Here is a 25,071-nt window from a genome sequence, read left to right on the forward strand (position 1 = left end):
AAGTTTAGGAGGAAGGTATATGGATTTTCCAACGATAAAAGACCAGCTTACAGAATCTGATCCACAAAGTTTTTTAACCGCGGTTTTAGAAAATGAACAGGATGAAGAAAGTGCGATTATTTTCAGCCAAACTTTAGAAGAGCAATTTGAGCAAAATGTTCAATACCTTGCTTCTGATGAAACAATTTCCTCGGATGATATTTCAAATTGGAAACAAAAAGAATTTTTAGTTGTAGCACAAACGATTGACGGAGATTATATCGCAGGTACAACCGAACAGAGCTTTGTTATTCCAGTTTCACTTTATAAAGAAGATATCGAGACCTATGATCTATTCTTATCCGATTTTTTTATTGCGTACACTAGTGGTACATTAAACTCTTCTATCTTACCTAAAAATGAATCACTATAAAAAAACAGCTTTCAGCAAAATTGCTGAAAGCTGTTTTTTTATTATGCACGGTAACGTTCTACACCGTCTAAATAGGTTGCATCTAATTCCATATTTGGATTTAACACGATAAAGTCTGCATCGCGACCTTTAGAAATCATACCGCATTTGTCATCGATTTTACAACTAACAGCTGGAACTAATGTTGCCATCATAATCGCTTGTTCTGGTGTAGCGATTTCCCAGTCCACAACGTTTTTGATTGCTTCTTTTAATTTTAAAATACTACCAGCTAAATTGCCCGATTCTAAACGAGCTGTTCCGTCTTTAACAACAACTGGAAACTCGCCTAAAATGTAATCACCTTCTGGCATACCGCCAGCCATCATACAGTCAGTAATCAATGCTACATGATCATGACCCGCTTTTTCCATTAAAATATCTGCTGCATTCGGGTGAACATGGTGTCCATCACAAATCAATTCAGAAAAGACATGTTTCAATGACATTAGTGCGCCGACCATTCCTGGTTCACGATGATTCAATCCACGCATCCCATTATATGCATGAACAAAGACACTAGCACCAGATTCTACTGCATCTGTTGCTTGCTCTAATGTTGCATCACTGTGACCTAACGCCACAACAACACCTTCATCTGTTACAGCTTTTACAAACTCTTTAACACCCTTACGTTCTGGAGCTAATGCGATTTTTTTGATCAAACCGCCAGAAGCTTCCTGCCACTCATTAAATGTCGCTAAATCTGGATCGCCAAAGTAACTTGGATTTTGAGCGCCTTTGTGTTCTTCTGTAAAGAAAGGTCCTTCAAAGTAAATTCCTTGAACTTTCGCTCCTGGAACTTCTTGATAAACATCACCGATCGTTTTGGCAACATCTTTTAAGCGTTCTTTACTTGAAGTCAACGTCGTTGGTAAAAATGATGTTACACCACAAGATAACAATCCTTCTGACATAACTTTCAACCCTTCAGCATCGTTATCCATCACATCATGATTCATATAACCATGAATATGGGTATCAACCAAGCCAGGTGCAATCCATTTGCCTTCTTCTTTGATTACTTTTACATCTTTTTCAGGAACTTCTTTATAAAAATCTCCGAAAAGACCATCTGTGATCTCTAAATAACCTGGTCCTTTTACATCACTTTTTAAAAAGAACTTTTCAGCAAAGATAAACGTTCTCATCTTCATCCTTCTTTCTTTAATTTTCTACTATAAACGTACTCTTAAAATCAGGTAAAGTCAAGAATGGTGTAGACCTTTTCAAAAAATATTTACATAACTTTCCTTAGATTTTAATTGTTTCGATACGGAGAATTTGTTCCGATAAAATTTGATATTCTTCTGCTTGTTCTATTTTTCCTTTAACAAACATCAATTGACTTTTTAATTGAAATAATTCGCTTAGATAGTAATAACTATTTCGATGTCTTGACCAAACAATTCCCTGATCGATATAGATTTGAGCCTCTTCCAAACGTTTTTGATCTGTTAAAAATTTAGAGTAATTATAAAATATCTTTGTTAATTCAGCAGTCACGCGTTCATTTGGTAATTTATGAAAATAATGAATACTTAGTTTCAAATATTTCTCAGCATCCGCAATCTTACCAATACTACTATATGTACTGCCGATACAACTGATCACTTGAATTTCAAAATCAGACAAGTTCACTTTATTTGCTTGATAGGTGTATGAAAGACCTTTTTTCAGGTCAAGGTTCGCTTGTTCGTAATCACTGCAAAGATAAAATTTACAACTACCTAAATAATAATAATAGCGTTGCCAGTCTGTATCCAAATGTAAACGTTCTTCAATTTGAGTATCTTTCATGTACCTCATTATTTTTTTATATTCTTTATGTCGAAAGTAATCCGCTATTTTTTCAAATATTTGTGTAATCAAACGAACTTCATCTGACTTGAACTGCATGATTTGGTCCATTGTTACTCCTAAACGCTGACAAATTTGTTGCATCACTACCACATTAGGTAACTCTTCATTATTTTCGATCCTACTCAATACACTTTGTGAACAAATGTCTTCTGATAACATTTTTTGCGTTAGTTTTCTATTCTTACGAATCTCTTTAATAACTGCTCCAAAAGAATCCATACCTTCACTCCTAAGCCAATTTCAATGATCTATTACTAATAAAAAAAGTTATGTTAATCAAAAAGATTCAAAATATGCGAATTCGCATTATGCATTTATTGTACTTTATTGCATAATATACTGCAAGAACATTACCTAATACTAGACCGAGACGATTTAAAATAATTTTGCTTTGCAAATAAGGGGTGTTACTCATGACACAGGAGAAACGAATTAGCTTCAGTTGGGACAAAAGTAGTTATCAGGGCTATGTCGAAAAAGAATATGAAAATGCTTATTTGGTTGTTGTTTCGGATCCAAGTCCGGATATGGAAGAAAAGTACACAAATCGTATGGTAATTAGTAAAAAAGATTGCAAAACTACAGACTAATTTTGTAGATAGCAATCGAAAAATGAGGGTGACTCAAAACGAAAATCGTTTTGAGTCACTCTTTTTAGTTCTATGTTTTCTTATTATTTTTGCTTGTAGGTACTTAAAAACTCACGCATTTTTTCAGTTGTAAATTTCAAGTCTTCCATTTTAGGAAGATACACAATTCTAAAATGATCTGGTTGAGTCCAGTTAAATCCGCCACCATGCACCAGTAAAATATGGTGTTCATGTAGAAAATCTAGAACAAATTTCTCATCATCATAAATATTAAAACGGGCAGTATCGATTTTGGGGAATATATAAAAAGCTGCTTTGGGTTTCACTGCTGAAAGCCCTGGAATAGCGTTGATCGCATTGTGAATATATTCCCGTTGCTCGTAGATTCTTCCTCCAGGCAATAACAAGTCGTCTACACTTTGATACCCTCCCAACGCCGTTTGAATAATTTGTTGAGATAATACATTTGAACATAAACGCATCGAAGCCAACATGTTCAATCCTTCTATATACCCTTTCACATGTTTTTTATTCCCACTAAGTACCATCCAACCACAACGGAAACCTGCAACTCTATGTGATTTTGATAGTCCATTTAAAGTAACCACAAATAAATCTGGCGCCAATGTTGCGATTGGTATATGCGTTAGTCCGTCCATCACTAAACGATCATAGATTTCGTCTGAGAAGATGATTAAATCATTTTGTCTTGCTATTTCAACGATTTGTTCAAGGATTTCCTTAGGATACAAGGCTCCTGTCGGATTATTTGGATTGATCAATACGATTGCTTTTGTATTAGTCGTAACTTTAGATTTAATATCATCAATATCAGGATTCCATTCTGCTTGTTCATCACAAATATAATGAACAGGATTTCCGCCAGCTAAAGAAACAGAAGCTGTCCATAATGGATAATCCGGCATTGGAACTAACACTTCATCACCATTATTCAATAAGCCTTGCATACACATTGAAATCAGTTCGCTGACGCCATTACCTGTATAGATATCATTGATCGTCACATTAGGGAATCCTTTAACTTGGCAATATTGTTCAATCGCTTTACGTGCTGAAAAAATCCCTTTTGAGTCAGAATAGCCTTCTGAATTACGAACATTCATGATCATGTCGCGGACAACTTCATTTGGCGCATCAAAACCAAAGGGGGCGGGATTACCAGTATTAAGTTTCAAAATACGAATACCTTCTTCATGCATTCTGTCCGCTTCTTCTAAAACCGGACCACGTACATCATAACTTACACCATCAAGTTTGTTAGATTTCTCAAAATTTCTCATACTGTATCCCTCATTTTCAAAATTTATATCTTTAAAGTTACGCCACCTAGAAAAAAAAAGCAATGAAAAATTGAAAATTTTCTAAAAAAATTTCTTATTCCATTTTCCTATCTGCTCTATTTATTTACAAAAATAAGAATCACACCACTCTAACAGCAAAATTTCCTTTTAAATGAATCGTTGAAAAACTCTGACATCTTTCTCTTTAAGTAAAAAAGATGTCAGAGTTTTTATTTATGTTTGTAAACTCTTGCTTCATAAGGAGCAAATAGTGTGTGTTGATGAATCGCGTGATCATTGAGGTTGGATACTACCAAATTCCACTCTTCAATTTGAACATTTTCTGGCAAATCAGCCGATGCAAATTCTTTAGACAAATTAATGATGATCACAAACCGTTCTGTTCCTAAGCGACGACCATAAACAAATAATTGTGGGTGTTTAGGTAAGTACAATTTATACGATCCATAAATCAATGCTTCATTTTGATTTCTTAACTGAATTACTTCTTTGTAAAAGTTTAACACTGAATTTGGATCCATTGATTCATCTAATACATTGATGGACTGCTTATTTGGATTCATAACTATCCAAGGTGTTCTTTTTGAAAAACCAGCATATTCTTCTGCCGTCCACTGCATCGGTGTTCTTGCATTATCTCTAGCTGTTTTTCGAATCACTTCCATTGCTTTTTCCGGTGTCACTCCTGCATGGATCATTTCATAATAAAAATTTTTAGTATCTACTGCATCGATATCATCAATCGAGGCAAATGGCATATTTGTCATTCCTATTTCTTGTCCTTGGTATATAAAAGGCGTTCCTTGTAGTAAAAGAAATGTGAGTGCTAATGCTTTAGCAGATGCCTGCCAGAACACAGTCTCTTCACTACCAAAACTTGAAACAGAACGAGGAATATCATGATTTTCCATATACAAAGCATTCCAACCTTTACCATCCGCCAAAGCTTCTTGCCAAGTAGTGATTGCTTCTTTAAAACGAATGACATCGAGAGTCTCTTGTTCTTCTTTATTCCAAAGTGAAATATGATCAAACTCAAATAGCATATTAAAGTATCCTTCATTTTCTCCTAACCATTGATGCGCTTCTTTGGCACTAACACCATTCGCTTCACCAACCGTTAAAATATCACGTTTTTTAAACACATCTCTCAGCTCTTCTAAGTGCGTTTCAATTCCAGGTACATTTTTAAATGACTCAAAGGGGTCGCTGGTTAAGGGCGTTTCTAAAGGTGCCTTTTTGATGTGAGAGATCGCATCAACACGAAACCCATCAATACCTTTATCTAGCCACCAATCGATCATTGAAAATAATTCTCTTTTAACTCTAGGATTTTCCCAATTCAAATCAGGCTGCTCTTTGGCAAAAACATGGAGGTAATATTGATTGGTTGTTTCATCATATTCCCATGCCGATCCACCAAAAATCGAAACCCAATCGTTGGGCGGACCATCAATCTTCCCATCTGCCCAAATATAATAATCTCTATAATCATCTTTTACGGAAGATCTTGATTCCAAAAACCAAGGATGTTGATTAGAGGTGTGATTGATGACTAAATCCATAATGATCTTGATTCCTAATCCATGTGCTTCTTCCACTAACAAATCGAATTCTTCCATCGTACCAAATGTTCTAAGGATTTTCTGGTAGTCACTGATATCATAACCGTTATCTATATTAGGTGATTCATAGATTGGAGTGATCCAAATAAAGCCAATTCCTAACTCCTTAAGGTAGTCTAACTTTGAGCGAATACCGTTCAAATCACCGATACCATCACCATTAGTATCCATAAAACTTCTTGGGTAGATCTGATAACCAACTGCTTCTTTCCACCAAGTACGTTTGATTGTCATCTGTATCACTCCAATTTGTATTTGTCTTTCATCCATTATATAAGATATGATCAAAAAGCGTATCTAAAATGCATATATTTTTTTGATCTACTCGAAAAGCAAATACATAGAAATTAGGCAATTGCTTTGCTATAGTTAAGTTGTTTGAAAAATAAAATTAGAGGTGAACCATGAAAAAGTTAGTTAGAGTTAGTATGTCGTATATGATTTTTGGATTATTAGCAGGAGTTTTTTATCGTGAATTTACAAAATGGAATGATTTTTCTGGTACAACACAATTGAGTGTTTTACACACACATGTATTGATTTTAGGAATGTTCTTTTTCTTGATTGTTTTAGTGCTAGAAAAGAATTTTCAATTGACTAAAGAGAAAAATTATAAAAAATTCTATATTATTTATAATATTGGCTTAGGTGTTACATTATTAATGATGATCGTTCGAGGTATTTTGCAAGTATTAGGTCATCCTGAATCAGCAGCGATTTCTGGAATGGCTGGATTAGGTCATATTATCATTACAGTGGGATTAGCTTATTTCTTCCAAGTTTTATTTAAAGCAGTTAAAGAATAGACTTCACTGTTTTTAATACAAGGAATGAATCTGGTTGTCTATTCTTTTAATCATTATTAAAATGGTGCGTCTTCTAAATAAATGAAGCGCACTTTTTTTGATGTTCAGCAATTAAAGTGCCATTTCCTATAACACTTAAATGATTCACTATATCCGACTAATTTCTCCCATTCATATGCGAATAATTTTTTTGTCTTATACGTAATAAATGCAAAGAGACAGAGATATAACTCTATGAGTCACATCCCTGTCTCAAGTAATCCGAATAAACAGTGGAAACAGAAAAAATTACTATGTTACTCTTTGATTACATTGCAGTAAATCACGAATAACAAAATACTTCCCTTTATTTTCCAAGTGCTAAAGCACTAAGATTTGAAAGCTTCGTAAATAAACTCTTCCGTCCCAAGTTCTTCATTCCGGTGTTCCTATCAAAGCAATATAGCTATCTATGTTAACGATGCGCATATGTTTTACATCAAATTGCCCTCTACTATTATAGTTTCCTTTTACCTCAATTTTGTATTGGTGCATCGGTAACGACAGTACATACGTGGCAAACGGTCTGTTTTTGATAACACAATTAATACAGACATCATTTTCCCAAATTAACATCCCTGTTATAGCGTATGGCTTTTCTTTAAACACCTTGATATGGGTTAATAATCCTGTGTGGGTTTCCATAGTTTTATAATACACGAAATAACTCTAATGTCCACTCTCACGTTTGTATTTTCTCGAGTATCACGCTAAAATACCGCCGTCTGCGATAAATTCACTACCTGTTGAATAAGAAGAATCATCTGATGCTAAAAACAAGACTAATTTTGAGATTTCTTGTGGATTAGCCATCCTTTTCATCGGAATTGTTTGCTGGAATTGTTCAATTGCAGCTTTTTGTTCTCCCGTTGCTTGGGTGACCATTGGCGTAATAACGCCGCCAGGATGCACAGAATTGACACGGATATTCCTATCTGCAAATTCTAAAGCGGCACATTTAGTTAAGCCTCTAACCGCAAATTTTGAACTGACATAGCCATAACCACCGATACTTCCTTCAAAACCTTCGATAGATGAAATATTAATGATTGAAGCTGATTGACTTTTTTTCATTAATCCGATAGATGTTTTCATCCCTAAAAAGACAGATAGTTGATTGATTTCAATCGTCCTCATAAAATCATCCTGGCTGGTATTTTCTAAACTTTTAAAGACACTAATACCCGCATTATTAACAAGGATATCTAATAAACCTTGCTCTTTAGAAATTTGCTCAATAACAGCTTGCCACTGCTCTTCTTTTGTAACGTCCAAATGAACAAAATGAACATTTTCGCCTAAATCGGCAGTTGCTTTTTTTCCTGAACTATCATCGATATCCGCAATATAAACGATCGCACCTTCCTTAATAAATAAAGCAGCATGCTCTTTCCCCATCCCCATCGATGCTCCAGTAACCAACGCAATTTTTCCTTTTAATCTCATTAATGAGTCCCCCATTCTTACTATATGATAAAACCAAAAACCTTGTAAAACGCTTACATTCATTATAACGCTTTATAGGGTTTTGTAAATGGACGTTACAATCATTGAAAGATAAACCTAAAAAAGCACTTCCTTGAAAAGGAAGATGCTTTGCTCACAATTTTTTCATATCTGTTAAAAAAATTATGCGGCCAAGAAGACTCGAACTTCCACGGGGTTGCCCCCATCAGCCCCTCAAGCTGACGCGTCTGCCATTCCGCCATGACCGCTTTTTATAAAATAATCAATCGACTCTTTGTTGAAATTAAAGTAGATGAGTCACTCTTTCTGCGTAAATCTATCATAGAATATACCTTAGTATTTGTCAATATTCCAAAAAGTACTCCCAGGGACAACTTGAGTTACTTTCTTTTTTGACTAAAACAATTACAATGCTTCATATAGAACAAATCAAGAAAAAGTGGTTAGAATATAACGTTACGAGTCACAGCCTAACCACTTAATTTCTCAGAAAGTTGTTTTTTTGCGATCTCAGATTCTCCATTTTCCTGTCACCGTTTCTGCTTGTATTCAAATCGCTGCAGTAACTTGTCATATGCTAGAGACACATCCTGAGGGATCATTACTTCACCTATATAATCACGGCCTTTAGGACCATAACCGTATTCATCATTCCTTAGTCGTGGAATTTCACCTAAAACTAAAGAAAGAAAATATTCTTTGCTCCATAAACCATTTAGCTTCGGATCTTCAAAACTGATCGTTTCATTGATAGCTGTAACGTAAGGTACTATTGGTACATAGTTTGTAAACACTGTGTCGGTTTCTTGCCATTCTTTTTTAAAAGTTGCTTTGATTCTTCTTTGTAAGATGGGATCTTCTAATAACAAGACTTTTTTGGGTGTGATTCCCATTGATTTTACAGTATTTAATGAAAAAAGGGCATTTTCACCAGAATTAGTTGATGTTGTCTCTGTTAAAAATGAGCTTGTATCGAGAGAATATTTTTCTTTAAAGTACTCTAAATACATTTCAGTTTCACTTGTGTCACTCACGTTTATGCCCATAACTTTAAAATTTTTGCGTAAAAAAGGCGTAGCATGACCAATGCCACCCACAAGTAAACACGCGGATACTTTTTTTTGCTTGTATAAATCGATCAACTCATCTGCAAGATAAGGTAAACTATTTCCAGCTAAAATCGCTAAATCATAAGTGCCTGTCGCTTTTTCTTTCTCGGATAAATAGTCGATAACTGTATTCCATTCCTGAATCATCTGCTCACCTACTCTGTGTTTAATTGATAAAACAATAATACCGCCATTTTCTAAAAAAGAAAAGGCGGTATTATGATTTCTCTAGACCTTTATCAACTTTCCATGGCATTTGCCACAGACAAACTTTTGCGTATTGATTCTACGTTTTCTTAAAATCAATGTTTGACACTTCTCACATTGATACTGATGATAGGATTGAGGCTTTTGTTTAACTAACGGGCGCACATAGCGACTGCCGCCCGTTTGCTTTAATAAAGTCTTGAAATCAGAATCTTTATGTTTGTAGCCTTTTCCTTCAATATGAAGATGATAATGACAAAGTTCATGTTTGATTACTTTGATCAATTCATCTTCACCGTATAATTCGACGACTTTTGGGTTGAAGTCAATATCATGAGAATTTAAATGATAACGCCCACCTGTCGTTTTCAACCGTCGATTGAAAAATGCTTTATGTTTAAACTTTTTTTCAAAAAAAGACAACGAAATTTCTTCTACTAATTTTTGTAACTGATCATCGGTAAATACTGGCTTTGCTGGTTTTTCCTCTGTTGAAAAACGACTCAAAATCAATCTTTCCTTTCAGCTTGCGGCAGCATCGTTAAACTGATACGCCCTTTCTTCGTGTCCACATCTTCCACCCAAACGGTCACAACGTCACCTACGGCAACGATGTCAGTTGGATGTTTCACAAATTTTGTGCTTAGTTTTGAAATATGCACTAAACCATCTTGTTTCACACCGATATCAACGAACGCGCCAAAATCAATCACGTTACGAACCGTTCCCTGCAATTCCATTCCTGATTTTAAATCTTCCATTGATAAAACATCTTTTCTTAAAAGAGGTGCTGGCATTTCATCACGCATATCTCTTCCAGGTTGGACTAAAGCCGCAATGATATCTTTTAAGGTCTCACTGCCGACTGCTAATTCTGCTTCCAATTGAGCTAACGATAATCCCTTGATCTGTTGGGCTGACTCTGAGGTACCCAGTTCAGCTAATTTAACATTGGCTTTTTCAAGAATAGCTTTGGCAACATCATAACTTTCTGGGTGAATACCTGTATTATCCAATATGTTTTTGCCATTTGGAATTCGTAAAAATCCAATCGCTTGTTCATACGCTTTCGGTCCTAAGCGAGGCACTTTTTTGACTTGATTCCGTGCAGTAAACGCCCCATTTTCATCACGATAGGCCATTAAATTTTGTGCAGTCGTTTTATTTAAACCAGATATATGTTGTAATAATTGCGGACTAGCGGTATTTACATTCACACCCACTTGGTTAACTGCTGTCTCTACCACGAAATCCAATTGTTCTGCTAATCGTTTTTGCGATACATCATGTTGGTATTGTCCAACACCAACAGCTTTCGGATCGATTTTTACTAACTCAGCTAATGGATCTTGTAAGCGTCGTGCAATACTGACTGCACTGCGTTCTTCTACTTGCAAGTCTGGAAATTCTGTTCTAGCCACATCACTGGCAGAATAAACAGAAGCTCCTGCTTCATTGACGATCACGTAAAAAACATCTCTTTTGATTTGTTTTAATTGTTCTGCTACAAATAATTCCGATTCACGGCTAGCTGTTCCATTTCCGATTGCAACCATTTCAACTTGATATTCTTCGATCAATTTACTGAAAGCAGGACCTGCTGCTGCGCGTTTTTCTCCAGAAGCTGGTTTGTGAGGATAAATGACTTGAATGGCTAAGACTTTTCCGGTCGCATCAACGATTGCCATTTTACATCCCGTACGATAAGCTGGGTCAAACCCTAAAACAACTTTCCCCTTCAACGGCGGTTGTAATAACAAATTACGTAAGTTCTCACCAAAGATATTGATTGCTTGTTCATCTGCTTTTTCAGTGAGTTCATTGCGGATTTCACGTTCGATTGCAGGACCGATGAATCGCTTGTAGCTGTCTAAATAAGCTGTTTCAACATATGCTGCAGTTGGTGATTGCGTATTTGCACCAATCAGTTGTCTTTCTAAATAAGAAGCAATTTTTTCATCTTCTACTAATAATGCTACTTTTAAAATATCTTCTTTTTCCCCACGATTTGTAGCTAGTACTCTATGAGAAACCATCTTACTTACCGGTTCTGAAAAATCATAATACATTTCATAAACAGATTTCTCGTCTTTCTCTTGATCTTTGACCGTGCTGACGTATTGACCGTGTTTAAAGGTAAAATCACGAATCCATGTACGAAACTTCGGTTCATCAGATACTCGTTCAGCGATGATTTCATGAGCACCAAGCAATGCAGTCTCAGCTGAATCAACTTCTTTTTCAGTATCAATATAGTTTTCCGCTTCTGTCGTTACATTAGCTTGAACGGGGAAACTCATCAGCCAATCCGCTAATGGTTCTAATCCTTTTTCTTTGGCAATTGTCGCTTTCGTGCGGCGTTTTTGTTTATAAGGGCGGTATAAATCTTCTACTTGCTGCATCTTCGTTGCTTTTTGAATGGATTTAGACAATTCTTCTGTCAATTTCCCTTGTTCTTCAATCAGGCGTAGAACTTCTTCTTTACGCTTTTCTAGATTACCTAAATAAGTATAGCGTTCTTCGATTTCACGAATTTGTACTTCATCTAAGCTGCCTGTCATCTCTTTACGGTAACGAGCAATAAAAGGAACAGTGTTGCCTTCACTTAATAAAGTCAGCACTGTCGTTAGTTGTTTTGGACGATAGTCTGTCAATTCTTTCTGAAGTAAATCAACTACTTCTTGGTTATAAGCTTCTGCCATATTTACATACCTCTTTTCATTAACATACCGTTTCATTTTAGCATATTTTCTACTTGAAATATAGGCAGAGCCAAAAGCTTAAAAAAGACCATACTCATTGACGACCAAAAGAGTCGCTTAAAAATCAGGTTGCCAGGGTCCCTTTAAATTTTGATACTCAATATCTTGTACAATTCCTTTTTGATCAAAAATCACACCGTGAACGGAACCGCCAAAAACTGCGCCACCATCAATGCCTATCTTGTTATCAGAAAGCCATAAGTCTGTTGTTTCCATATCTCCATGTAACATGGGTGTAATCGTATGACCAAAAACGATTTTTTTCCCTGTATTGTTTTTACCTTGATGAAATGCGTCCCTGATCCAAATAAAATCATGAGGACTCGTTTCATGCCAATCTTTTTTGCTCAGGTCAACACCAGCATGAACAAAAATGTAGTTCTCCCATTCATAATACAGCGGTCGCTCCATCAAAAAATCGATCAATTCTTTGTAGCGGCTACGAATCATCATACTGATTTCTGTGGGAGAGTATTCTTCTGTAGCTCCTGAATGTAGTAAACTTTCCATCGTTTCTTTGCCACCATTGCGTATATAACTAGTAAACCAATCTTCAGGCTTATTTAAAAACTGCAAGAAATACTCTTCGTGGTTCCCTCTAAGATAAACAGCTCCGTACTTTTCAACTAATTCTTTGCCAAGGAAGAAACTCTCTTTTGTCTTAGGACCACGATCATTTAAATCACCGATCAAAACCAACTGATGTATCGTTGGATCATAATAGTGGATCAATGCTTTAAACAACTCATATTCTCCATGAATATCACTGATTGCGTACACAAATTTTTTCATTGGTTTCGCTCCCTTCAAGCCCTCTTTTTCTCTTAGTATAACGTAAAATGAAGCAGATGATTCAGATTATCCACTGCAACACTGGCGAAATTTAACAATCTTAAAGAATCAGAAATTAATCTTAGACTTTTCATAAAAAAGAGAGTAAACTTACATAAATGACACTATGTCATAAAAATAGCAGAAAAGAGTTGAAATGTATGAAGAAGAAAACTATTTTCGGTATTCTAGCAGTCTTGGTAACTGCAATCGCAATTTTCTTGATTGTTCAAGGAAATTCAAGTAAATCTAAAGCTGTTACGGTGCGAACAGATGAGGTAAAAAAAGAGACCATCGTCGAAAAACTTTCCACATCTGGTACTTTGATCCCAAATCAAACACAATCGCTTATGGGCACGGGAAATGTCGTTGACGTGAATGTCAAAGTTGGTGATAAAGTAGAAAAAGACAACGTTTTAGCGACTTATGACAATGGGTTACAATTAATTGCTGGTTTTGCAGGAACGATCACTCAAGTCAATATCAAAGCAAAACAAGCTGACACAAATGCACAACAAGGGAAACCTGCGATTCAAGTAGATGATCTTTCCACATTAAAAGTTCAACTAGAACTGTCTAATTCTGAAGCATCTGCTGTCGCAATCGACCAAAAAGCAGAAATCTCAAGTGGTAATCAAAAATTCCCTGGTAAAGTATCAGAAAAAGATCCCGTTGCAAAAAGTGCGCAATCAGCAACAGGAACGACGGCAAGCTTAGGCGCGATCTTAACGTTTGATCAAGCACCAGATAACCTATTTGCAGGATTTGATGTGGATGTTGACGTTACAACAAATACAGCAGAAAATGCTTTAGCTCTACCAATCGAAGCTTTAACTTACAATGATAAAAACGAAGCATTTGTTTATGTGGTAAACGATGGTAAAGCAAAAGAAACCAAAATTGAAATTGGCATTCAATCTGATAAAATGATCGAAGTTAAAAATGGACTAAAAGAAGGCGATACGGTCATTCTTTCGCCAAATTCTGATGTTAAAAACAATGCTGAAGTAACCAAAGGATAGAAGGTGAAACGATTGATCGACTTAAAAGATGTAGTAAAAATCTACCGTACTGGTGGAGAAGAATTAATGGCTTTAAAGCATGTCTCCTTGCATATTGCTGAAGGAGAATTCACTTCAATCATGGGGCCAAGCGGTTCTGGTAAATCAACAATGATGAATATTCTCGGCCTATTAGATCGCTTTGATGAAGGAACATATCATTTAAATGGGCAAGATGTGACCAATTTGACGAGTAATGAAAGTGCTCATGTTAGAAATAAAGAAATCGGTTTTGTTTTTCAATCCTTTAATTTAATGCCGCGGATGTCTCTTTTGGACAACGTTGCATTGCCGATGGTTTACTCAGGAATTGCACCGAAAGAACGTAAAGAGCGAGCTTTAGAGGCATTGCGAAAAGTTGGTTTAGCAGATCGTGTAACCCATCGTCCCAATGCCATCTCAGGTGGACAAAAACAACGTGTTGCCATTGCTCGTGCCATTGTCAATGATCCAGCTGTCTTGATGGCTGATGAACCAACTGGAAATTTAGATTCAAAAACAACACTAGAAATCATGAAAATATTCCAAGATTTAAATAATGCTGGTACCACTGTGGTCATGGTGACACACGAACCAGATGTTGCGCAATACACTAAACGGATCGTCTCTTTCAAAGATGGCGAAATCATTGATGATCAACCTGTCAAAGAGCGAAAAACACTATAGAAAGGAGCCGTTTTTATGGGAATCATTGAGAGTTTCAAAATGGCGATCGATAGTATTTTAGCCAATAAAATGCGTTCGTTTTTGACCATGTTAGGAATCATCATCGGAATTGCGGCTGTAATCGCTATTTTAGCAGTCGGTAATGGCGCGACGAGTCAAATTACAGGCACATTTAGCGACTTAGGAGCTTCAACAATTTCAGTTTCTACTAGTCGAGATGCAACGGATAGTCAAAAAATCACAAGTAAAGATATCAAGGCACTAAAAGACGGTATTCCCCAAATCGATCATCTCTCCCCCGTCGTGTCGATCCAAGCGGTTGGAGCAGCTAACGACAAGTCGAAAGCTACTTTGATCATGGCAGGGACACCTGATTTACAGTATACAAATCAAACAATGGATAAAGCTATCGTCTATGGTCGTTATTTCAATACCACTGAATATTCAGAAGGCAGTAAAGTCGCTGTGATCAGTGCAGACACTGCCCGCTATTTTTTCAATGGACGTGAAAATGTCGTTGGGGAAAAAATTAATTTACGCGGACAAAAAGGACAACTCAGTGTTCGGATCATCGGCGTTACCAAAAGTACTGTAGAAAAAATGGTCGGCTCTTTTGATGAAGAAGAAATGATGGGCTATGTCTCCATCCCATTGACTACTGCAAACGCGTTAAATCCCGATGCAACTAAAATCACTAGTTTGACTGTGATAGCAAAATCTAAGGATGATATAGATGCCGTTTCTAAACAGATCGTAAATATTTTATCTGTACGACATAATACGGTCGGCGAAAAAATCTATACTGCAACAAATTTCCTACAAGCATTAGATCAAGTGAACAACGTTTTAGGTTTATTTATTAATTTTATTGCGGCCGTAGCTGCGATTGCCTTACTTGTAGGAGGAATTGGTGTGATGAATATCATGCTCGTCTCCGTTACAGAGCGAACAAGAGAAATCGGGACCAGAAAAGCCTTAGGTGCGACAGATCGGAATATTTTATTCCAGTTTCTAACAGAATCTGTGATTTTATGCTTAATTGGCGGCTTGATTGGGTTGACTTTAGGCGCAATTTTAGCTGTTAGCGTTGCTAGTGCATTAGATATCACGGCCCAGTTCACATTAGGTTCAATAGTCGCTGTATTACTCTTTTCAAGTGCTATTGGGATTTTCTTTGGCGTTTATCCAGCAAGAAAAGCAGCCAAACTTGATCCGATCGAAGCATTGCGTTACGAATAATTTAATAAAAAAAGTAGGATAGAGAAAATAACTTCTCGTCCTACTTTTTTATTCATCCTGCTTTTTTCATCCCAGAGGCAATAAAATCGAACAACTCCTTAGGAATTTGAAAATGCCCAAATCTCAAACGTGATCGATATTCCTGCCATAAGGGAAGATCAGCTAACGCTTGCAGTGGAACGGGCTTAATATTCTCTATAAACTTAATATCTTTTCTAACTGGAATAAAATCCGGAGACATTTCAAATGAATAGGCCATACCTGGCAAAATCTGTCCAATTGCAACGAATTCTTGACAAGGCTCTTTGGTTTTCAAGCTTTGCTTGGGTGCATAATAAATCAGCCAGTCACCTGCTTTCATTTTATTTAAAGGTGCAGATTTGCCATGACACAACTGGCAAAAGCCTCCCGCGACACCTAATGCTACATGGTCCTTAGACGCAACACCGATCCAATAATTCATATTATCCGCTCCTTTTCAATGTTACAGTTTAATCGTTTCTCTACTATCCATTCCCAAAATTACGATCGCTTCTGAGAAGTGGATCTCGTATAACTCAAGCATTGTACCCGCTTGTTTAATGTTTTCATCGTAACTAGGAATTTTTTGAATCCATTGATCTGCGACATCATAGACGGTCAACTCACTCTTTTTTACTTTTGCAAAATGTACCCGAACATGATTCGTTGTTTCTTGTGGGATCGTTGTGAAGGCAACATTGGAATTGTTTTGAAATTCACTGATTTTTTCATTTCCTTTAAAGGTTGAGAAAAAAAGACATTTTTTAACTTCATCATAAAAGAAACTAACGATTCGCACATTTGGCACCTCATTAACACTAGTTGCTAGTGCGATTTCTGTCTGCTCATTCATTATTTTTTGAAATGCTTCTGTTGTTTTCATAAATTAATTGCTCCTTTATTTTTATATTGTCTTACTGACAAGTTCAGTCTAACAAACAAACCCTGACAACTGATTGTCAGGGTTTCTTCAAAAATATTATTAAGAATAATTAACTATGAAAAATTTTGCCATTTCGACGATAGTTGATATCTTCTCTTCCTTCACGAAAGTTAATAAATCGAGCGACTGCATAAAAATAATCAGATAACCGATTTAAGAAAATCAATGCATCTATATTGATTTCTTCTGATTCTTGTACACGGACAACACATCGTTCCGCCCTTCTAGCGACAGTTCTAGCCATATGAAGTAAACTAGCAATTGGACAACCACCTGGTAAAATAAATTCAGTCAACTCTGGAGGAACATCTGCGTATCGATCAATTCGCTCTTCTAGCCAGATCGTCGGTTGGTTGCTCGTTCGATAGCCTTTTGTGCTATTTGGTGTGGCAAGATCGGTGCCGCAATCAAATAACACTTGTTGAATCTCTTCTAGTTCCTTTTTTATTTCTCGATAGTGTTGCATCTGACTGATAATATAGCCGATCATTGAGTTCAATTCGTCGATCGTGCCGTATGCTTCTACGCGCTCGGAACCTTTGCTTCTTTTTTCTCCACCGATAATACTCGTTTGACCTTTATCGCCTGTTTTAGTGTATATTTTCATCTGTCTTCGTCTCCTTTAGGCTCTTGTAAATACGCTCTCAATTCGTCGATTCCTTGATTTTCTACTGTAGAAATCATGAAGAATTTCTTGGATCCAGCTAATGCTAATTGCTTTTTTGTCCGTTCGATATCTTCTTTTTCAGCGAGATCGATTTTAGTGATCACACCAATACAAGGCTTGGCAAATGCTGCTGCAAAAAGTGGTGAAAAAGTTTGTTTCTTTTCCACAGCACTCGCCATCAATACGATCAACTGTGCATCCACTGCCGTTGTTAAAAGAGCACTATAATAATTACGATGTTGGATAAATTCTCCCGGTGTATCAATAATTTGATCATGAAACTCGATTGCTTGCGTTTTATTGTAGGAAATCTCTTCTCCTTTCAGCTTTTGTGAAAGAGTCGTTTTCCCGCAACCAACAGAACCAATAAAGATTGCTTTTTTCATTTATTTCTTCCCTCCAGCTGATACGAATTGTTTTCATAACGATACATAGTATACATCCCTTGCTGATAGTCACATGACCAAAAATCAGTTGAATAGTGATTAAAATAATGATCCAACACTCGTAAAACACCTAAATGTCCTACAATCAAAATATCTGTTTGCGGATTTTCTGCAAGAGTTCCTTCGATTTTTGAAAAACCATGTAGAACTCTGTGCTTAAATTGCTTAAAGGATTCCGCCTCAGGAGGTGACTTCTCAAGTGGCGCATCCAACCATTCTTGCCATTGTGTTTTATAGCTCGCTTCGATTTGATCTGCCGAAAGCCCTTCCCATGCTCCAAAAGACTTTTCATTAAGTTCCGATAAGACATAGTATTGCTCTTTGGGTCTGACTATTTTCGCTGTCTCTAGCGTTCGTTTCAGTTGGCTGACGTAAATGTTCGAAAAAGAAACATCTTTCAATTTTTCAGCAATTTGATGGCTTTGCTTTTTACCTGTCTCATTCAACGAAACATCTAAGCTTCCATAGAATTTTTTTTCCTGATTCAGCAGTGTTTCGCCGTGTCTAATTAAATAAATCATTGATGACACCTCTAATTTCTAAAAAGACTCAAGATAAAAACGATTTGCCCAATACAATGAAACGCACCTAATGTATCACCATTCATTCCATCGATTTTTTGATATACCAAGTATCGATACGCAAAACTGACTAAGAGAACGACTACATAACTAAGACATCCCTTTATTCCCAATAGCGCGTACATCAAACCAAGGGCCATTATCTGACAAAGCCAAATACGCCAAGTCTCAACACCTAAAAATAATCGTCCTAATCCTTCTGTATGTCCTGCATAACGCATCTGTTGAAATAATAAGGCGATCCCTGCTTTTCCCACTACCTGTAACCCAATTAGTAAACGAATCAAGAAGAAAATATCGACCTCCATACTTTTAGTCATAATCGGGATAATCAAAAATAAATAGTAAAAAATCAAGGCCAGAACACCATTACTGCCGACCCGACTATCCTTCATGATTTCGAGCATTCTTTCTTTATTTCTAGAAGAAAAAAGACCATCACACATATCCGCTAAACCATCCATATGAAATGCACCTGTCAACATCACATCAAATAGTAAGGCTGTGATCCAAGCAAGTATCGTAGATTGTAGAAGCCCGTAAAGCCCCCAAAGAACTAGAGCATCAACTAAGCCGATCAGTAATCCCAAAACAGCAAACCAAAGAATTCCTTTTTTAAATCGTTCTTCAGCATGATCGATTTCGATTGGAAGTGGTATTCGTGTAAAAAATTGAAGATATAAAATCAACGTTTTGATCATTTTATTTTTTGCGGAATCCCACAGACGACAAAATATACCTGCTCCGCTTCCCTCGCTAAAAATTGATTGATTTTCCCTAGTAAATCTTGAAACCAGCGTCCTAAACTAGTGACTGGAACAACTCCAGACCCCACTTCATTGGTAACTAAAATCACTTTTGTATTCGTTTCCATTATCGCTTTAGTGATTTTTCCCCACTCATTAAAAATCTGCTCCTCGATTTTTTGACGTTCTTTAGCCGTATAATGGTCAAAAACAGTTTCTATTTCGTTTAAATCAACATCCAACTTTTTAGACATAATATGAAAAAACAAATTTGTCGTCATGATCGTGACACAATCCAAGAGATAGGCATTATAGTCTTTTGAAGTTTCTTTGAGCCATTCATCGATTCCAAGAAAACGTTCTTCTGTATGCCATGCAGTGGGTCTTGTGTTTTGATGATGCTGGATTCGTGAAATCATTTCTTCATCTGGATACTCCATGACACTCGTTGCGATATAGCAAACAGAGCTTTCATTTTTCAGTAAACTTTCTGAGAATGTTGACTTACCGCTTTTGGCGCCACCTGTAACTAATGTATAACTCAACTTGGATCCTCCTCTGTGAAATAGCCGATTTTTTTGATGTGAATGGCTTGATTTGTTAATTGAAGTGATTGATTTTCTTCAATAGCAACAAGTAAAACCGTCGCAGGACCAGCAGAGCGTGAATCCATATACTGAATTTGATCGAAAATCACTTTCAACCCACTTGATTCAGCAAGTTTAGCCGCCTCATAACTCACTCCTTTAGAGCCGACAGGCAATATTTCTAAAACATGAGCCTGCTTTTGAATAGCATAGAAGTCTTGATACGAAAAAATCTCTTGTTCTTGCATCAACACATCACTTCCCATAAATGGCTCGCCCACTTGATACAACCAACTACCAGATAATACTTTGCCATAATTTAGCTCAGCTTTATGAATTGAGCCGATAACGGTCACACCAATAGAGGTCATTTCAGTCAGCATATTCTCTTCGGTACTCCCATTGATCAGAACATTTTCTAAACCAGCTTTTTTTAATTCAGCAGTAAGTCCTTTCAACATTCTTTTACCTGTAGGCTCCATTTCACCACCGATCGTATCGATCACCATGGTCGGTTTACCACCCACTGCTAAAACTTCTAATAACGCCACTCTTAAACAAAAAGCCGCTGTGATTTCAGGATCGACTTTTACTTGATCCGCTTCTTTTAGTCCAATCGCTGCACTGCTATCACAAGCTGTGACAATTCCAATTTCATCTGTAAAAAAGGCAACTGATAGATCACGAATATTTTCTTTCATCTGTTACCCTACTTTCTTTTTAGCGATAAATCGATCCGAAGTCCTCTCTAAAAAATAAAGAACGACTTCAGCTAAGAGTAAATTCAATAAAGAAGCAACACTTAATGGAATAAACAACATATAGACCACATTACCTAGTAAAGGATACAAGAGCAGTAACGATAGTGGTGTATTGATCAAATAAGCGATCAACACCGATAAAAAACGATTGATCGAGTACTTTTTCGTTAACTTCTCTCTAATTAGTCCATAACAAAATAAACAACAACCCATCAAAAAAGCCGTGATTACATGAACTGGGATCGTTAATGGAAATCCTGCAATCGCTGCACTTGTCAAATGCCCAAAACTCCCTAAAAGAAATCCTATACTCGGACCAAGAAAGACCGTTCCCACAAAACCAGGTAGCGAATCCAAAGCGATCGACCCAGTTAGTTTGACCATTGATCCAATGACCGATAATGCTATAAACATTGCGGTTAGTGTCAATCGCTTTGTCATCTACTCACTCCTATAGTTTATTCAACGTCCAAGTCACTGTGTCGCCGTCTTTTAAGAAATACTCAACTGCGCCCACTTCCGGCTGTTTGCCATTTACATCATATAACCAATATTTACTTGTTTTTGCATCTTGCACATGGCCATCAATTCCACTGATAAAATCTTTATCCATGTCTACTTTATAATTTGTTTCCATGACTGTTTGAAGAGATTCATCCTTTTTGACTTTGACTTCTTTTTTATCAAACTCTTTATCATCTTCTTTTAAGATGATCGTTACCTTCATTGCGTCTTCTTTTGCTTTTTTCGTGTTACTTGTTTTACCACATGCTCCTAATAGAAAGATAACTGTTAAAACCATTGTTACTTTTACAAATTTTTTCATTATTCATTCCGCCTTTGTCTCTATTATTTTATATCGTATTTCGTTAAAATACGTTGAAGCTTTGTCTGAATTGCCCTAAATAGCAAACACGAAAAAAATGCATTTGCAAAACAGTATGAAACTGTGTAAGGAACAGCTGTCAGTAATAACGCTAAATATCTTTGCCAAGAAAAGGCCCGATCAATTGAAAATACCGTCCAAACATCCATAAAAAAGGAAAAGAATAATCCCGCAAAAATACCATATAACGCCAAAAACCAATAACTTTTTCCAAGAACTTTTTGCATCCACGGTAACCCAGCAACTAATCCGATCATCCCCCAAGAAAACATTTGAAATGGGGTCCACGGCCCTTGACCAAATAACATATTCGATGTGATCGCCGAAAGGGAACCCACCAAAAAACCAATTTCAGACCCTAAGCAAATCCCGCAAATAATAATAATGGCTGTCATCGGAGTAATCGCAGGAACCATATAGAATAGAAATCTACCTAGCACAGCAATTGCTGTAACTACTGCTATCAAAACTAATTCTTTGATATTCAACTGCTTCTTCTCATAGCGATAATAAATCGGAATACAAGCAGCCATCACAAGCAACATGGAAATAACCTGATACTGGCTAGCTTGAAAAAGCGCAATTCCTATAAAAATCAAGAGGCCAGCCAGTATACTTCTGACCACGATCGGGTTTGTTTTCTTATTCATTAGCCACTCCTTTTGCTGCTTTGTAGGCCGCAATCACTTCATCCGTCGTGACCAAATTTGAAAATAAGTCACGTGAAATTCGGCTAGCTGCAGTTGTATAAAAGGTATGATTCCCAAAAAATTGAGTTGGTGTAGCTGTTGTTAATAAATCATTCTGGAAAAACAACCCACAACGATCGGATAATTCTGCAGCAAAATCTAAATCATGTGTCACTACTAAAATCGTTTTTCCTTGCTCAGACAATTGTTTTAATAAGTTGATCAATTGTTTTTTTCCATAGTTGTCGATCCCCTTTGTCGGCTCATCCAGCAATAAAACTTTAGGGTCGGTCAAAAGAAGCTTTCCAAGTGCCGCTCTCTGGCATTCCCCACCGCTTAAATCAAGAGGATGCTGCAACAGTACTTCACCTAGATCAAGCAAGGTCACAATGTGCTCGATTCGACTGCGCTTTTCTGATTCGGCTATATTCTTACTCTCTAAATAATGGTTGTAATCATCTGCTACTGAATCTCTGATAAACATCATTTGAGGTTCTTGAGGCAAGTAGCCAACAACATGCTGATTTTTTTTCAACGATTGATTAAAAAGAGTGATCTTCCCGCGATAACACTCATGAATACCCGCAATAACCTTCAGTAAAGTTGTTTTCCCTGTACCATTCCCTCCAACTAAAGAAAAAATTTCACCTTCAACTAAATCAAGATCTACGCCTGCTAAAATATCTCGACTATTTTTCTCATAACGAAACCAGCAATTGTTTAATTGAAGAATTGGTTTTTCTTGTGTTTTAGTTTGACTTGATAAACTATTCGTTGTGATAAGCGGCTTTTCAGGAAATTGTTGGGCTAAGAATCGTTTTCCTTCTATCACAGTGATTGGGCTCTGTCCTGTTAAACCACTTGCATGGTATATTTGGACTGCACTAGGCAAGCTGACGATAAAACGGCTAAGATCCTGTTGATTATTTTGAATTTCACTGGATATGTTCGCTGGTGCATCTGACAAAATCAATTGCCCTTTATCCAAAAGCACCACCTTATCAGCAAGAGAAAAAACGGATTCCAACCCATGTTCAGCTAACAGTATAGTCAATCCCATTTCTCTATTTAGTCGAACTAACACATCAACAAAGTTCTGAGAAGCGATTGGATCAAGTTGTGTGGTAGGTTCATCTAAAATCAAAACGTCTGGTCGCATGACTAAAACAGAAGCTAAATTCAGCAATTGCTTTTGGCCACCCGATAAATCTTTTGTTTGATAGTCAACTAAATCCTGAATGCCTAAAAAATTGACCATTTCAGCCACACGACTTTTTATTTCAGAAGGCTCAAGTCCAATATTTTCTAATCCAAAGGCTAATTCATGCCAAGCACTGTCTGTTACGATCTGATTTTCCGGATTTTGCATGACATAACCAATTTTACTTGTTGAAAAAACATCTGGAATCGCTGAGATTTTTTCATGATTTAAATAGATTGCTCCAGTTTGTTTCCCAGCTGGTGTCAATTGAGGTTTTAGCATTTTTAACAATGTCGATTTACCACTACCAGAAGCGCCGCATATCAATACGAAGTCTCCTTCTTCTATGGCTAACGACACATTATTTAATACTAATTTTTCACTGCCGGCATAGCTAAAGCTTAGATTCTGGATTTCAAGATAGTCCACACGATCACCTCCCGTATTCGATTTAATGTTGGTAATAAGGCTAAGAACATAATCACTAGATAATCCAACCACCGTTGTTCTAACGCTAAAAATAGATTCTCTTGATAAGGATAAAAGTTAAATTGATAGCCCCCCTGCGTAACAGACAGAATAAACAAACAGGTCAAACTGATGATCATAAACAAAGAAAATGAATCCATCTTCCGCCAACGATAACTCGTTCGACTACTCCTAACCGTCACACCATAACCTCGTGCTTTCATCGAGTCAGCAGTATCCATCGCATTCTCTAAAGCCCATGAAAATAAGTTGCCAAACAAATCTAAGCCATATGAGGCTTTTTCTTTAAACGTTCTTTTTTGTGTTCGCTGAATCGTTTTTTGGACCTGATTCAACTCTTGATAATAGGCTTGAAATAAAGGAATAAAGCGAAAAATCATCGTCAGTATCAATGCCGCCTTAGGAAATCGTTTCCCAAAAAGATAAAAAAATTTTTCAGAATCCACTGCACTTTGAAAATTTTGAAATAAGTAAATGACAGAAGCAATCATCATTCCCATAAAAAGACCATATACAAATGCTTCAAGCGTAATTGGTTTATTTAGAAAAAAGAATAAAATCGTTCCGCCCCTATGTACAAATAACGGATTGGTGATCGTAATCAAGATCAGAAAAAACAAAGGGAAGATAATCGACTGCTTGTTTCCCTTCTTAAAGTGCAGCAAGCGAAAAGTTAAACTTCCCAAAAAACAACAACCAATAATGAGTGGATTTGTGGTGCTCATGGCAATCAACAACATCATCAAATAATAGCAGGAAATGACTAGCGGATGTCTTTGCCTAAAAAAATGTGGATTCATCGCTTGCTCCTCTTCTTAGCTTAAACAATAAAAAAACAGCAGTCACTTTTAGTATAAGTGTGCTGTCTGAATTGACTACTATAACGGAAGGTTATTATGTCAGAACAGCAAACATCTTTGGTACAAAAGATGTCTTTATAAAAAGTATCGATCAAAATAGATAGACTTGTAAGTCTTCCAAACACTTCTTATTTTTTATTTTTGCTATATCTTCAT

Annotated in this window: 28 protein-coding genes and 1 tRNA gene; 6 read left to right on the forward strand and 23 right to left on the reverse strand. The window is 36.6% G+C overall.

Annotated elements, in window-relative coordinates; genetic code table 11:
- Positions 1-19 precede the first annotated feature (19 nt).
- Complete coding sequence (locus tag AC4BB7_RS10495; RefSeq protein WP_086313453.1) at positions 20-412, forward strand: hypothetical protein; 393 nt, start codon at positions 20-22, stop codon at positions 410-412.
- A 41-nt stretch (positions 413-453) separates the two neighbouring features.
- On the opposite strand, the gene nagA is transcribed toward AC4BB7_RS10495, so the two are convergent.
- Together nagA and AC4BB7_RS10505 are read right to left on the reverse strand one after the other, a co-directional pair.
- Positions 454-1,602: an N-acetylglucosamine-6-phosphate deacetylase gene (nagA, locus tag AC4BB7_RS10500; RefSeq protein WP_086313454.1), complete on the reverse strand. Its 1,149-nt coding sequence runs from the start codon at positions 1,600-1,602 to the stop codon at positions 454-456.
- Positions 1,603-1,705: 103 nt separating this feature from the next.
- A complete protein-coding gene (locus AC4BB7_RS10505; RefSeq protein WP_490482974.1) occupies positions 1,706-2,533 on the reverse strand; it encodes a helix-turn-helix domain-containing protein in 828 nt (275 codons plus the stop codon).
- A 194-nt stretch (positions 2,534-2,727) separates the two neighbouring features.
- Here AC4BB7_RS10505 and AC4BB7_RS10510 point away from each other — a divergent pair, with 194 nt between their 5' ends.
- Positions 2,728-2,904, forward strand: coding sequence for a hypothetical protein (locus AC4BB7_RS10510; protein ID WP_086313456.1), 177 nt, complete (start codon positions 2,728-2,730; stop codon positions 2,902-2,904).
- Between the two features lie 83 nt (positions 2,905-2,987).
- Here AC4BB7_RS10510 and AC4BB7_RS10515 read toward each other — a convergent pair whose 3' ends face one another.
- Both AC4BB7_RS10515 and AC4BB7_RS10520 read right to left on the reverse strand, forming a co-directional pair.
- On the reverse strand, positions 2,988-4,205 hold the full coding sequence (locus AC4BB7_RS10515; protein WP_490482975.1) for a pyridoxal phosphate-dependent aminotransferase: 1,218 nt from the start codon (positions 4,203-4,205) through the stop codon (positions 2,988-2,990).
- 230 nt (positions 4,206-4,435) lie between these two features.
- Entirely contained in the window at positions 4,436-6,085 is a 1,650-nt protein-coding gene (locus tag AC4BB7_RS10520; RefSeq protein WP_490482976.1) for a glycoside hydrolase family 13 protein, read from the reverse strand.
- Positions 6,086-6,255: 170 nt separating this feature from the next.
- Here AC4BB7_RS10520 and AC4BB7_RS10525 point away from each other — a divergent pair, with 170 nt between their 5' ends.
- Complete coding sequence (locus tag AC4BB7_RS10525) at positions 6,256-6,657, forward strand: DUF2871 domain-containing protein (protein ID WP_086313459.1); 402 nt, start codon at positions 6,256-6,258, stop codon at positions 6,655-6,657.
- 744 nt (positions 6,658-7,401) lie between these two features.
- Here AC4BB7_RS10525 and AC4BB7_RS10530 read toward each other — a convergent pair.
- From AC4BB7_RS10530 to AC4BB7_RS10555, 6 genes are all read right to left on the reverse strand, one after another.
- Positions 7,402-8,142 (reverse strand): glucose 1-dehydrogenase, encoded by a 741-nt coding sequence (locus AC4BB7_RS10530; protein WP_490482977.1) that lies wholly within the window; start codon positions 8,140-8,142, stop codon positions 7,402-7,404.
- Between the two features lie 186 nt (positions 8,143-8,328).
- A tRNA-Leu gene (locus AC4BB7_RS10535) sits at positions 8,329-8,411 on the reverse strand.
- A gap of 282 nt (positions 8,412-8,693) precedes the next feature.
- Complete coding sequence (locus tag AC4BB7_RS10540; protein WP_490482978.1) at positions 8,694-9,419, reverse strand: ElyC/SanA/YdcF family protein; 726 nt, start codon at positions 9,417-9,419, stop codon at positions 8,694-8,696.
- 81 nt (positions 9,420-9,500) lie between these two features.
- Positions 9,501-9,986 (reverse strand): SprT family protein, encoded by a 486-nt coding sequence (locus AC4BB7_RS10545; protein WP_086313462.1) that lies wholly within the window; start codon positions 9,984-9,986, stop codon positions 9,501-9,503.
- Positions 9,987-9,988: 2 nt separating this feature from the next.
- The gene (locus tag AC4BB7_RS10550) at positions 9,989-12,181 is read right to left on the reverse strand and encodes a Tex family protein (protein ID WP_490482979.1); all 2,193 of its coding nucleotides are present in this window, start codon (positions 12,179-12,181) and stop codon (positions 9,989-9,991) included.
- 117 nt (positions 12,182-12,298) lie between these two features.
- Positions 12,299-13,033: a metallophosphoesterase gene (locus AC4BB7_RS10555; RefSeq protein WP_490482980.1), complete on the reverse strand. Its 735-nt coding sequence runs from the start codon at positions 13,031-13,033 to the stop codon at positions 12,299-12,301.
- Between the two features lie 200 nt (positions 13,034-13,233).
- On the opposite strand from AC4BB7_RS10555, the gene AC4BB7_RS10560 reads away from it, so the two are divergent.
- Genes AC4BB7_RS10560 through AC4BB7_RS10570 form a run of 3 tightly spaced genes read left to right on the forward strand, consistent with a single transcriptional unit; the run spans position 13,234 to position 16,038 of the window.
- A complete protein-coding gene (locus AC4BB7_RS10560) occupies positions 13,234-14,094 on the forward strand; it encodes an efflux RND transporter periplasmic adaptor subunit (protein WP_490482981.1) in 861 nt (286 codons plus the stop codon).
- A gap of 12 nt (positions 14,095-14,106) precedes the next feature.
- Positions 14,107-14,799 (forward strand): ABC transporter ATP-binding protein, encoded by a 693-nt coding sequence (locus tag AC4BB7_RS10565; RefSeq protein ID WP_490485140.1) that lies wholly within the window; start codon positions 14,107-14,109, stop codon positions 14,797-14,799.
- A 15-nt stretch (positions 14,800-14,814) separates the two neighbouring features.
- Positions 14,815-16,038 (forward strand): ABC transporter permease, encoded by a 1,224-nt coding sequence (locus tag AC4BB7_RS10570; protein ID WP_086313467.1) that lies wholly within the window; start codon positions 14,815-14,817, stop codon positions 16,036-16,038.
- Positions 16,039-16,090: 52 nt separating this feature from the next.
- Here AC4BB7_RS10570 and AC4BB7_RS10575 read toward each other — a convergent pair whose 3' ends face one another.
- The 13 genes from AC4BB7_RS10575 to AC4BB7_RS10635 all read right to left on the reverse strand — a co-directional run bounded on the left by AC4BB7_RS10575 (position 16,091) and on the right by AC4BB7_RS10635 (position 24,855).
- Complete coding sequence (locus tag AC4BB7_RS10575; protein ID WP_490482982.1) at positions 16,091-16,501, reverse strand: EVE domain-containing protein; 411 nt, start codon at positions 16,499-16,501, stop codon at positions 16,091-16,093.
- Positions 16,502-16,522: 21 nt separating this feature from the next.
- The gene (locus AC4BB7_RS10580) at positions 16,523-16,942 is read right to left on the reverse strand and encodes a pyridoxamine 5'-phosphate oxidase family protein (protein ID WP_490482983.1); all 420 of its coding nucleotides are present in this window, start codon (positions 16,940-16,942) and stop codon (positions 16,523-16,525) included.
- A 109-nt stretch (positions 16,943-17,051) separates the two neighbouring features.
- Entirely contained in the window at positions 17,052-17,609 is a 558-nt protein-coding gene (locus tag AC4BB7_RS10585) for a cob(I)yrinic acid a,c-diamide adenosyltransferase (RefSeq protein ID WP_490482984.1), read from the reverse strand.
- Complete coding sequence (locus AC4BB7_RS10590) at positions 17,606-18,055, reverse strand: EutP/PduV family microcompartment system protein (protein ID WP_490482985.1); 450 nt, start codon at positions 18,053-18,055, stop codon at positions 17,606-17,608. Before AC4BB7_RS10590 ends, AC4BB7_RS10585 begins: the two co-directional genes overlap by 4 nt.
- Positions 18,052-18,636 (reverse strand): histidine phosphatase family protein, encoded by a 585-nt coding sequence (locus AC4BB7_RS10595; protein ID WP_490482986.1) that lies wholly within the window; start codon positions 18,634-18,636, stop codon positions 18,052-18,054. The genes AC4BB7_RS10590 and AC4BB7_RS10595 overlap by 4 nt, the downstream gene beginning before the upstream one ends.
- Before the next feature lie 11 nt (positions 18,637-18,647).
- Positions 18,648-19,397: an adenosylcobinamide-GDP ribazoletransferase gene (cobS, locus tag AC4BB7_RS10600; RefSeq protein ID WP_490482987.1), complete on the reverse strand. Its 750-nt coding sequence runs from the start codon at positions 19,395-19,397 to the stop codon at positions 18,648-18,650.
- Entirely contained in the window at positions 19,394-19,987 is a 594-nt protein-coding gene (gene cobU / locus AC4BB7_RS10605; RefSeq protein ID WP_490482988.1) for a bifunctional adenosylcobinamide kinase/adenosylcobinamide-phosphate guanylyltransferase, read from the reverse strand. The genes cobS and cobU overlap by 4 nt, the downstream gene beginning before the upstream one ends.
- A complete protein-coding gene (locus tag AC4BB7_RS10610; protein ID WP_490482989.1) occupies positions 19,984-20,730 on the reverse strand; it encodes an AIR synthase related protein in 747 nt (248 codons plus the stop codon). Before AC4BB7_RS10610 ends, cobU begins: the two co-directional genes overlap by 4 nt.
- A 3-nt stretch (positions 20,731-20,733) precedes the next feature.
- Positions 20,734-21,231: an ECF transporter S component gene (locus tag AC4BB7_RS10615; protein ID WP_490482990.1), complete on the reverse strand. Its 498-nt coding sequence runs from the start codon at positions 21,229-21,231 to the stop codon at positions 20,734-20,736.
- 10 nt (positions 21,232-21,241) lie between these two features.
- Positions 21,242-21,616, reverse strand: coding sequence for a DUF4430 domain-containing protein (locus AC4BB7_RS10620; RefSeq protein ID WP_490482991.1), 375 nt, complete (start codon positions 21,614-21,616; stop codon positions 21,242-21,244).
- A gap of 23 nt (positions 21,617-21,639) precedes the next feature.
- Positions 21,640-22,326 (reverse strand): ECF transporter S component, encoded by a 687-nt coding sequence (locus tag AC4BB7_RS10625; protein ID WP_490482992.1) that lies wholly within the window; start codon positions 22,324-22,326, stop codon positions 21,640-21,642.
- On the reverse strand, positions 22,319-23,995 hold the full coding sequence (locus AC4BB7_RS10630) for an ABC transporter ATP-binding protein (RefSeq protein WP_490482993.1): 1,677 nt from the start codon (positions 23,993-23,995) through the stop codon (positions 22,319-22,321). The genes AC4BB7_RS10625 and AC4BB7_RS10630 overlap by 8 nt, the downstream gene beginning before the upstream one ends.
- Positions 23,968-24,855 (reverse strand): energy-coupling factor transporter transmembrane component T, encoded by an 888-nt coding sequence (locus AC4BB7_RS10635; RefSeq protein ID WP_490482994.1) that lies wholly within the window; start codon positions 24,853-24,855, stop codon positions 23,968-23,970. Before AC4BB7_RS10635 ends, AC4BB7_RS10630 begins: the two co-directional genes overlap by 28 nt.
- Positions 24,856-25,071 lie beyond the last annotated feature (216 nt).

Source organism: Enterococcus sp. AAFC-DPL-5182 (genome assembly GCF_058216605.1).

What these genes read in the sequence shown, in the direction of transcription:
- AC4BB7_RS10615 (WP_490482990.1), bottom strand. Translation starts at nt 21,231, where the DNA reads ATGACAAAGCGATTGACACTAACCGCAATGTTTATAGCATTATCGGTC.
- AC4BB7_RS10495 (WP_086313453.1), top strand. Translation starts at nt 20, where the DNA reads ATGGATTTTCCAACGATAAAAGACCAGCTTACAGAATCTGATCCACAA.
- AC4BB7_RS10515 (WP_490482975.1), bottom strand. Translation starts at nt 4,205, where the DNA reads ATGAGAAATTTTGAGAAATCTAACAAACTTGATGGTGTAAGTTATGAT.
- AC4BB7_RS10560 (WP_490482981.1), top strand. Translation starts at nt 13,234, where the DNA reads ATGAAGAAGAAAACTATTTTCGGTATTCTAGCAGTCTTGGTAACTGCA.
- AC4BB7_RS10635 (WP_490482994.1), bottom strand. Translation starts at nt 24,855, where the DNA reads ATGAATCCACATTTTTTTAGGCAAAGACATCCGCTAGTCATTTCCTGC.
- AC4BB7_RS10570 (WP_086313467.1), top strand. Translation starts at nt 14,815, where the DNA reads ATGGGAATCATTGAGAGTTTCAAAATGGCGATCGATAGTATTTTAGCC.
- AC4BB7_RS10575 (WP_490482982.1), bottom strand. Translation starts at nt 16,501, where the DNA reads ATGAATTATTGGATCGGTGTTGCGTCTAAGGACCATGTAGCATTAGGT.
- AC4BB7_RS10510 (WP_086313456.1), top strand. Translation starts at nt 2,728, where the DNA reads ATGACACAGGAGAAACGAATTAGCTTCAGTTGGGACAAAAGTAGTTAT.
- AC4BB7_RS10580 (WP_490482983.1), bottom strand. Translation starts at nt 16,942, where the DNA reads ATGAAAACAACAGAAGCATTTCAAAAAATAATGAATGAGCAGACAGAA.
- AC4BB7_RS10610 (WP_490482989.1), bottom strand. Translation starts at nt 20,730, where the DNA reads ATGAAAGAAAATATTCGTGATCTATCAGTTGCCTTTTTTACAGATGAA.
- AC4BB7_RS10595 (WP_490482986.1), bottom strand. Translation starts at nt 18,636, where the DNA reads ATGATTTATTTAATTAGACACGGCGAAACACTGCTGAATCAGGAAAAA.
- nagA (WP_086313454.1), bottom strand. Translation starts at nt 1,602, where the DNA reads ATGAGAACGTTTATCTTTGCTGAAAAGTTCTTTTTAAAAAGTGATGTA.
- AC4BB7_RS10590 (WP_490482985.1), bottom strand. Translation starts at nt 18,055, where the DNA reads ATGAAAAAAGCAATCTTTATTGGTTCTGTTGGTTGCGGGAAAACGACT.
- AC4BB7_RS10620 (WP_490482991.1), bottom strand. Translation starts at nt 21,616, where the DNA reads ATGAAAAAATTTGTAAAAGTAACAATGGTTTTAACAGTTATCTTTCTA.
- AC4BB7_RS10540 (WP_490482978.1), bottom strand. Translation starts at nt 9,419, where the DNA reads ATGATTCAGGAATGGAATACAGTTATCGACTATTTATCCGAGAAAGAA.
- AC4BB7_RS10525 (WP_086313459.1), top strand. Translation starts at nt 6,256, where the DNA reads ATGAAAAAGTTAGTTAGAGTTAGTATGTCGTATATGATTTTTGGATTA.
- AC4BB7_RS10550 (WP_490482979.1), bottom strand. Translation starts at nt 12,181, where the DNA reads ATGGCAGAAGCTTATAACCAAGAAGTAGTTGATTTACTTCAGAAAGAA.
- AC4BB7_RS10625 (WP_490482992.1), bottom strand. Translation starts at nt 22,326, where the DNA reads ATGAATAAGAAAACAAACCCGATCGTGGTCAGAAGTATACTGGCTGGC.
- AC4BB7_RS10585 (WP_490482984.1), bottom strand. Translation starts at nt 17,609, where the DNA reads ATGAAAATATACACTAAAACAGGCGATAAAGGTCAAACGAGTATTATC.
- AC4BB7_RS10555 (WP_490482980.1), bottom strand. Translation starts at nt 13,033, where the DNA reads ATGAAAAAATTTGTGTACGCAATCAGTGATATTCATGGAGAATATGAG.
- AC4BB7_RS10520 (WP_490482976.1), bottom strand. Translation starts at nt 6,085, where the DNA reads ATGACAATCAAACGTACTTGGTGGAAAGAAGCAGTTGGTTATCAGATC.
- cobS (WP_490482987.1), bottom strand. Translation starts at nt 19,397, where the DNA reads ATGATCAAAACGTTGATTTTATATCTTCAATTTTTTACACGAATACCA.
- AC4BB7_RS10505 (WP_490482974.1), bottom strand. Translation starts at nt 2,533, where the DNA reads ATGGATTCTTTTGGAGCAGTTATTAAAGAGATTCGTAAGAATAGAAAA.
- AC4BB7_RS10530 (WP_490482977.1), bottom strand. Translation starts at nt 8,142, where the DNA reads ATGAGATTAAAAGGAAAAATTGCGTTGGTTACTGGAGCATCGATGGGG.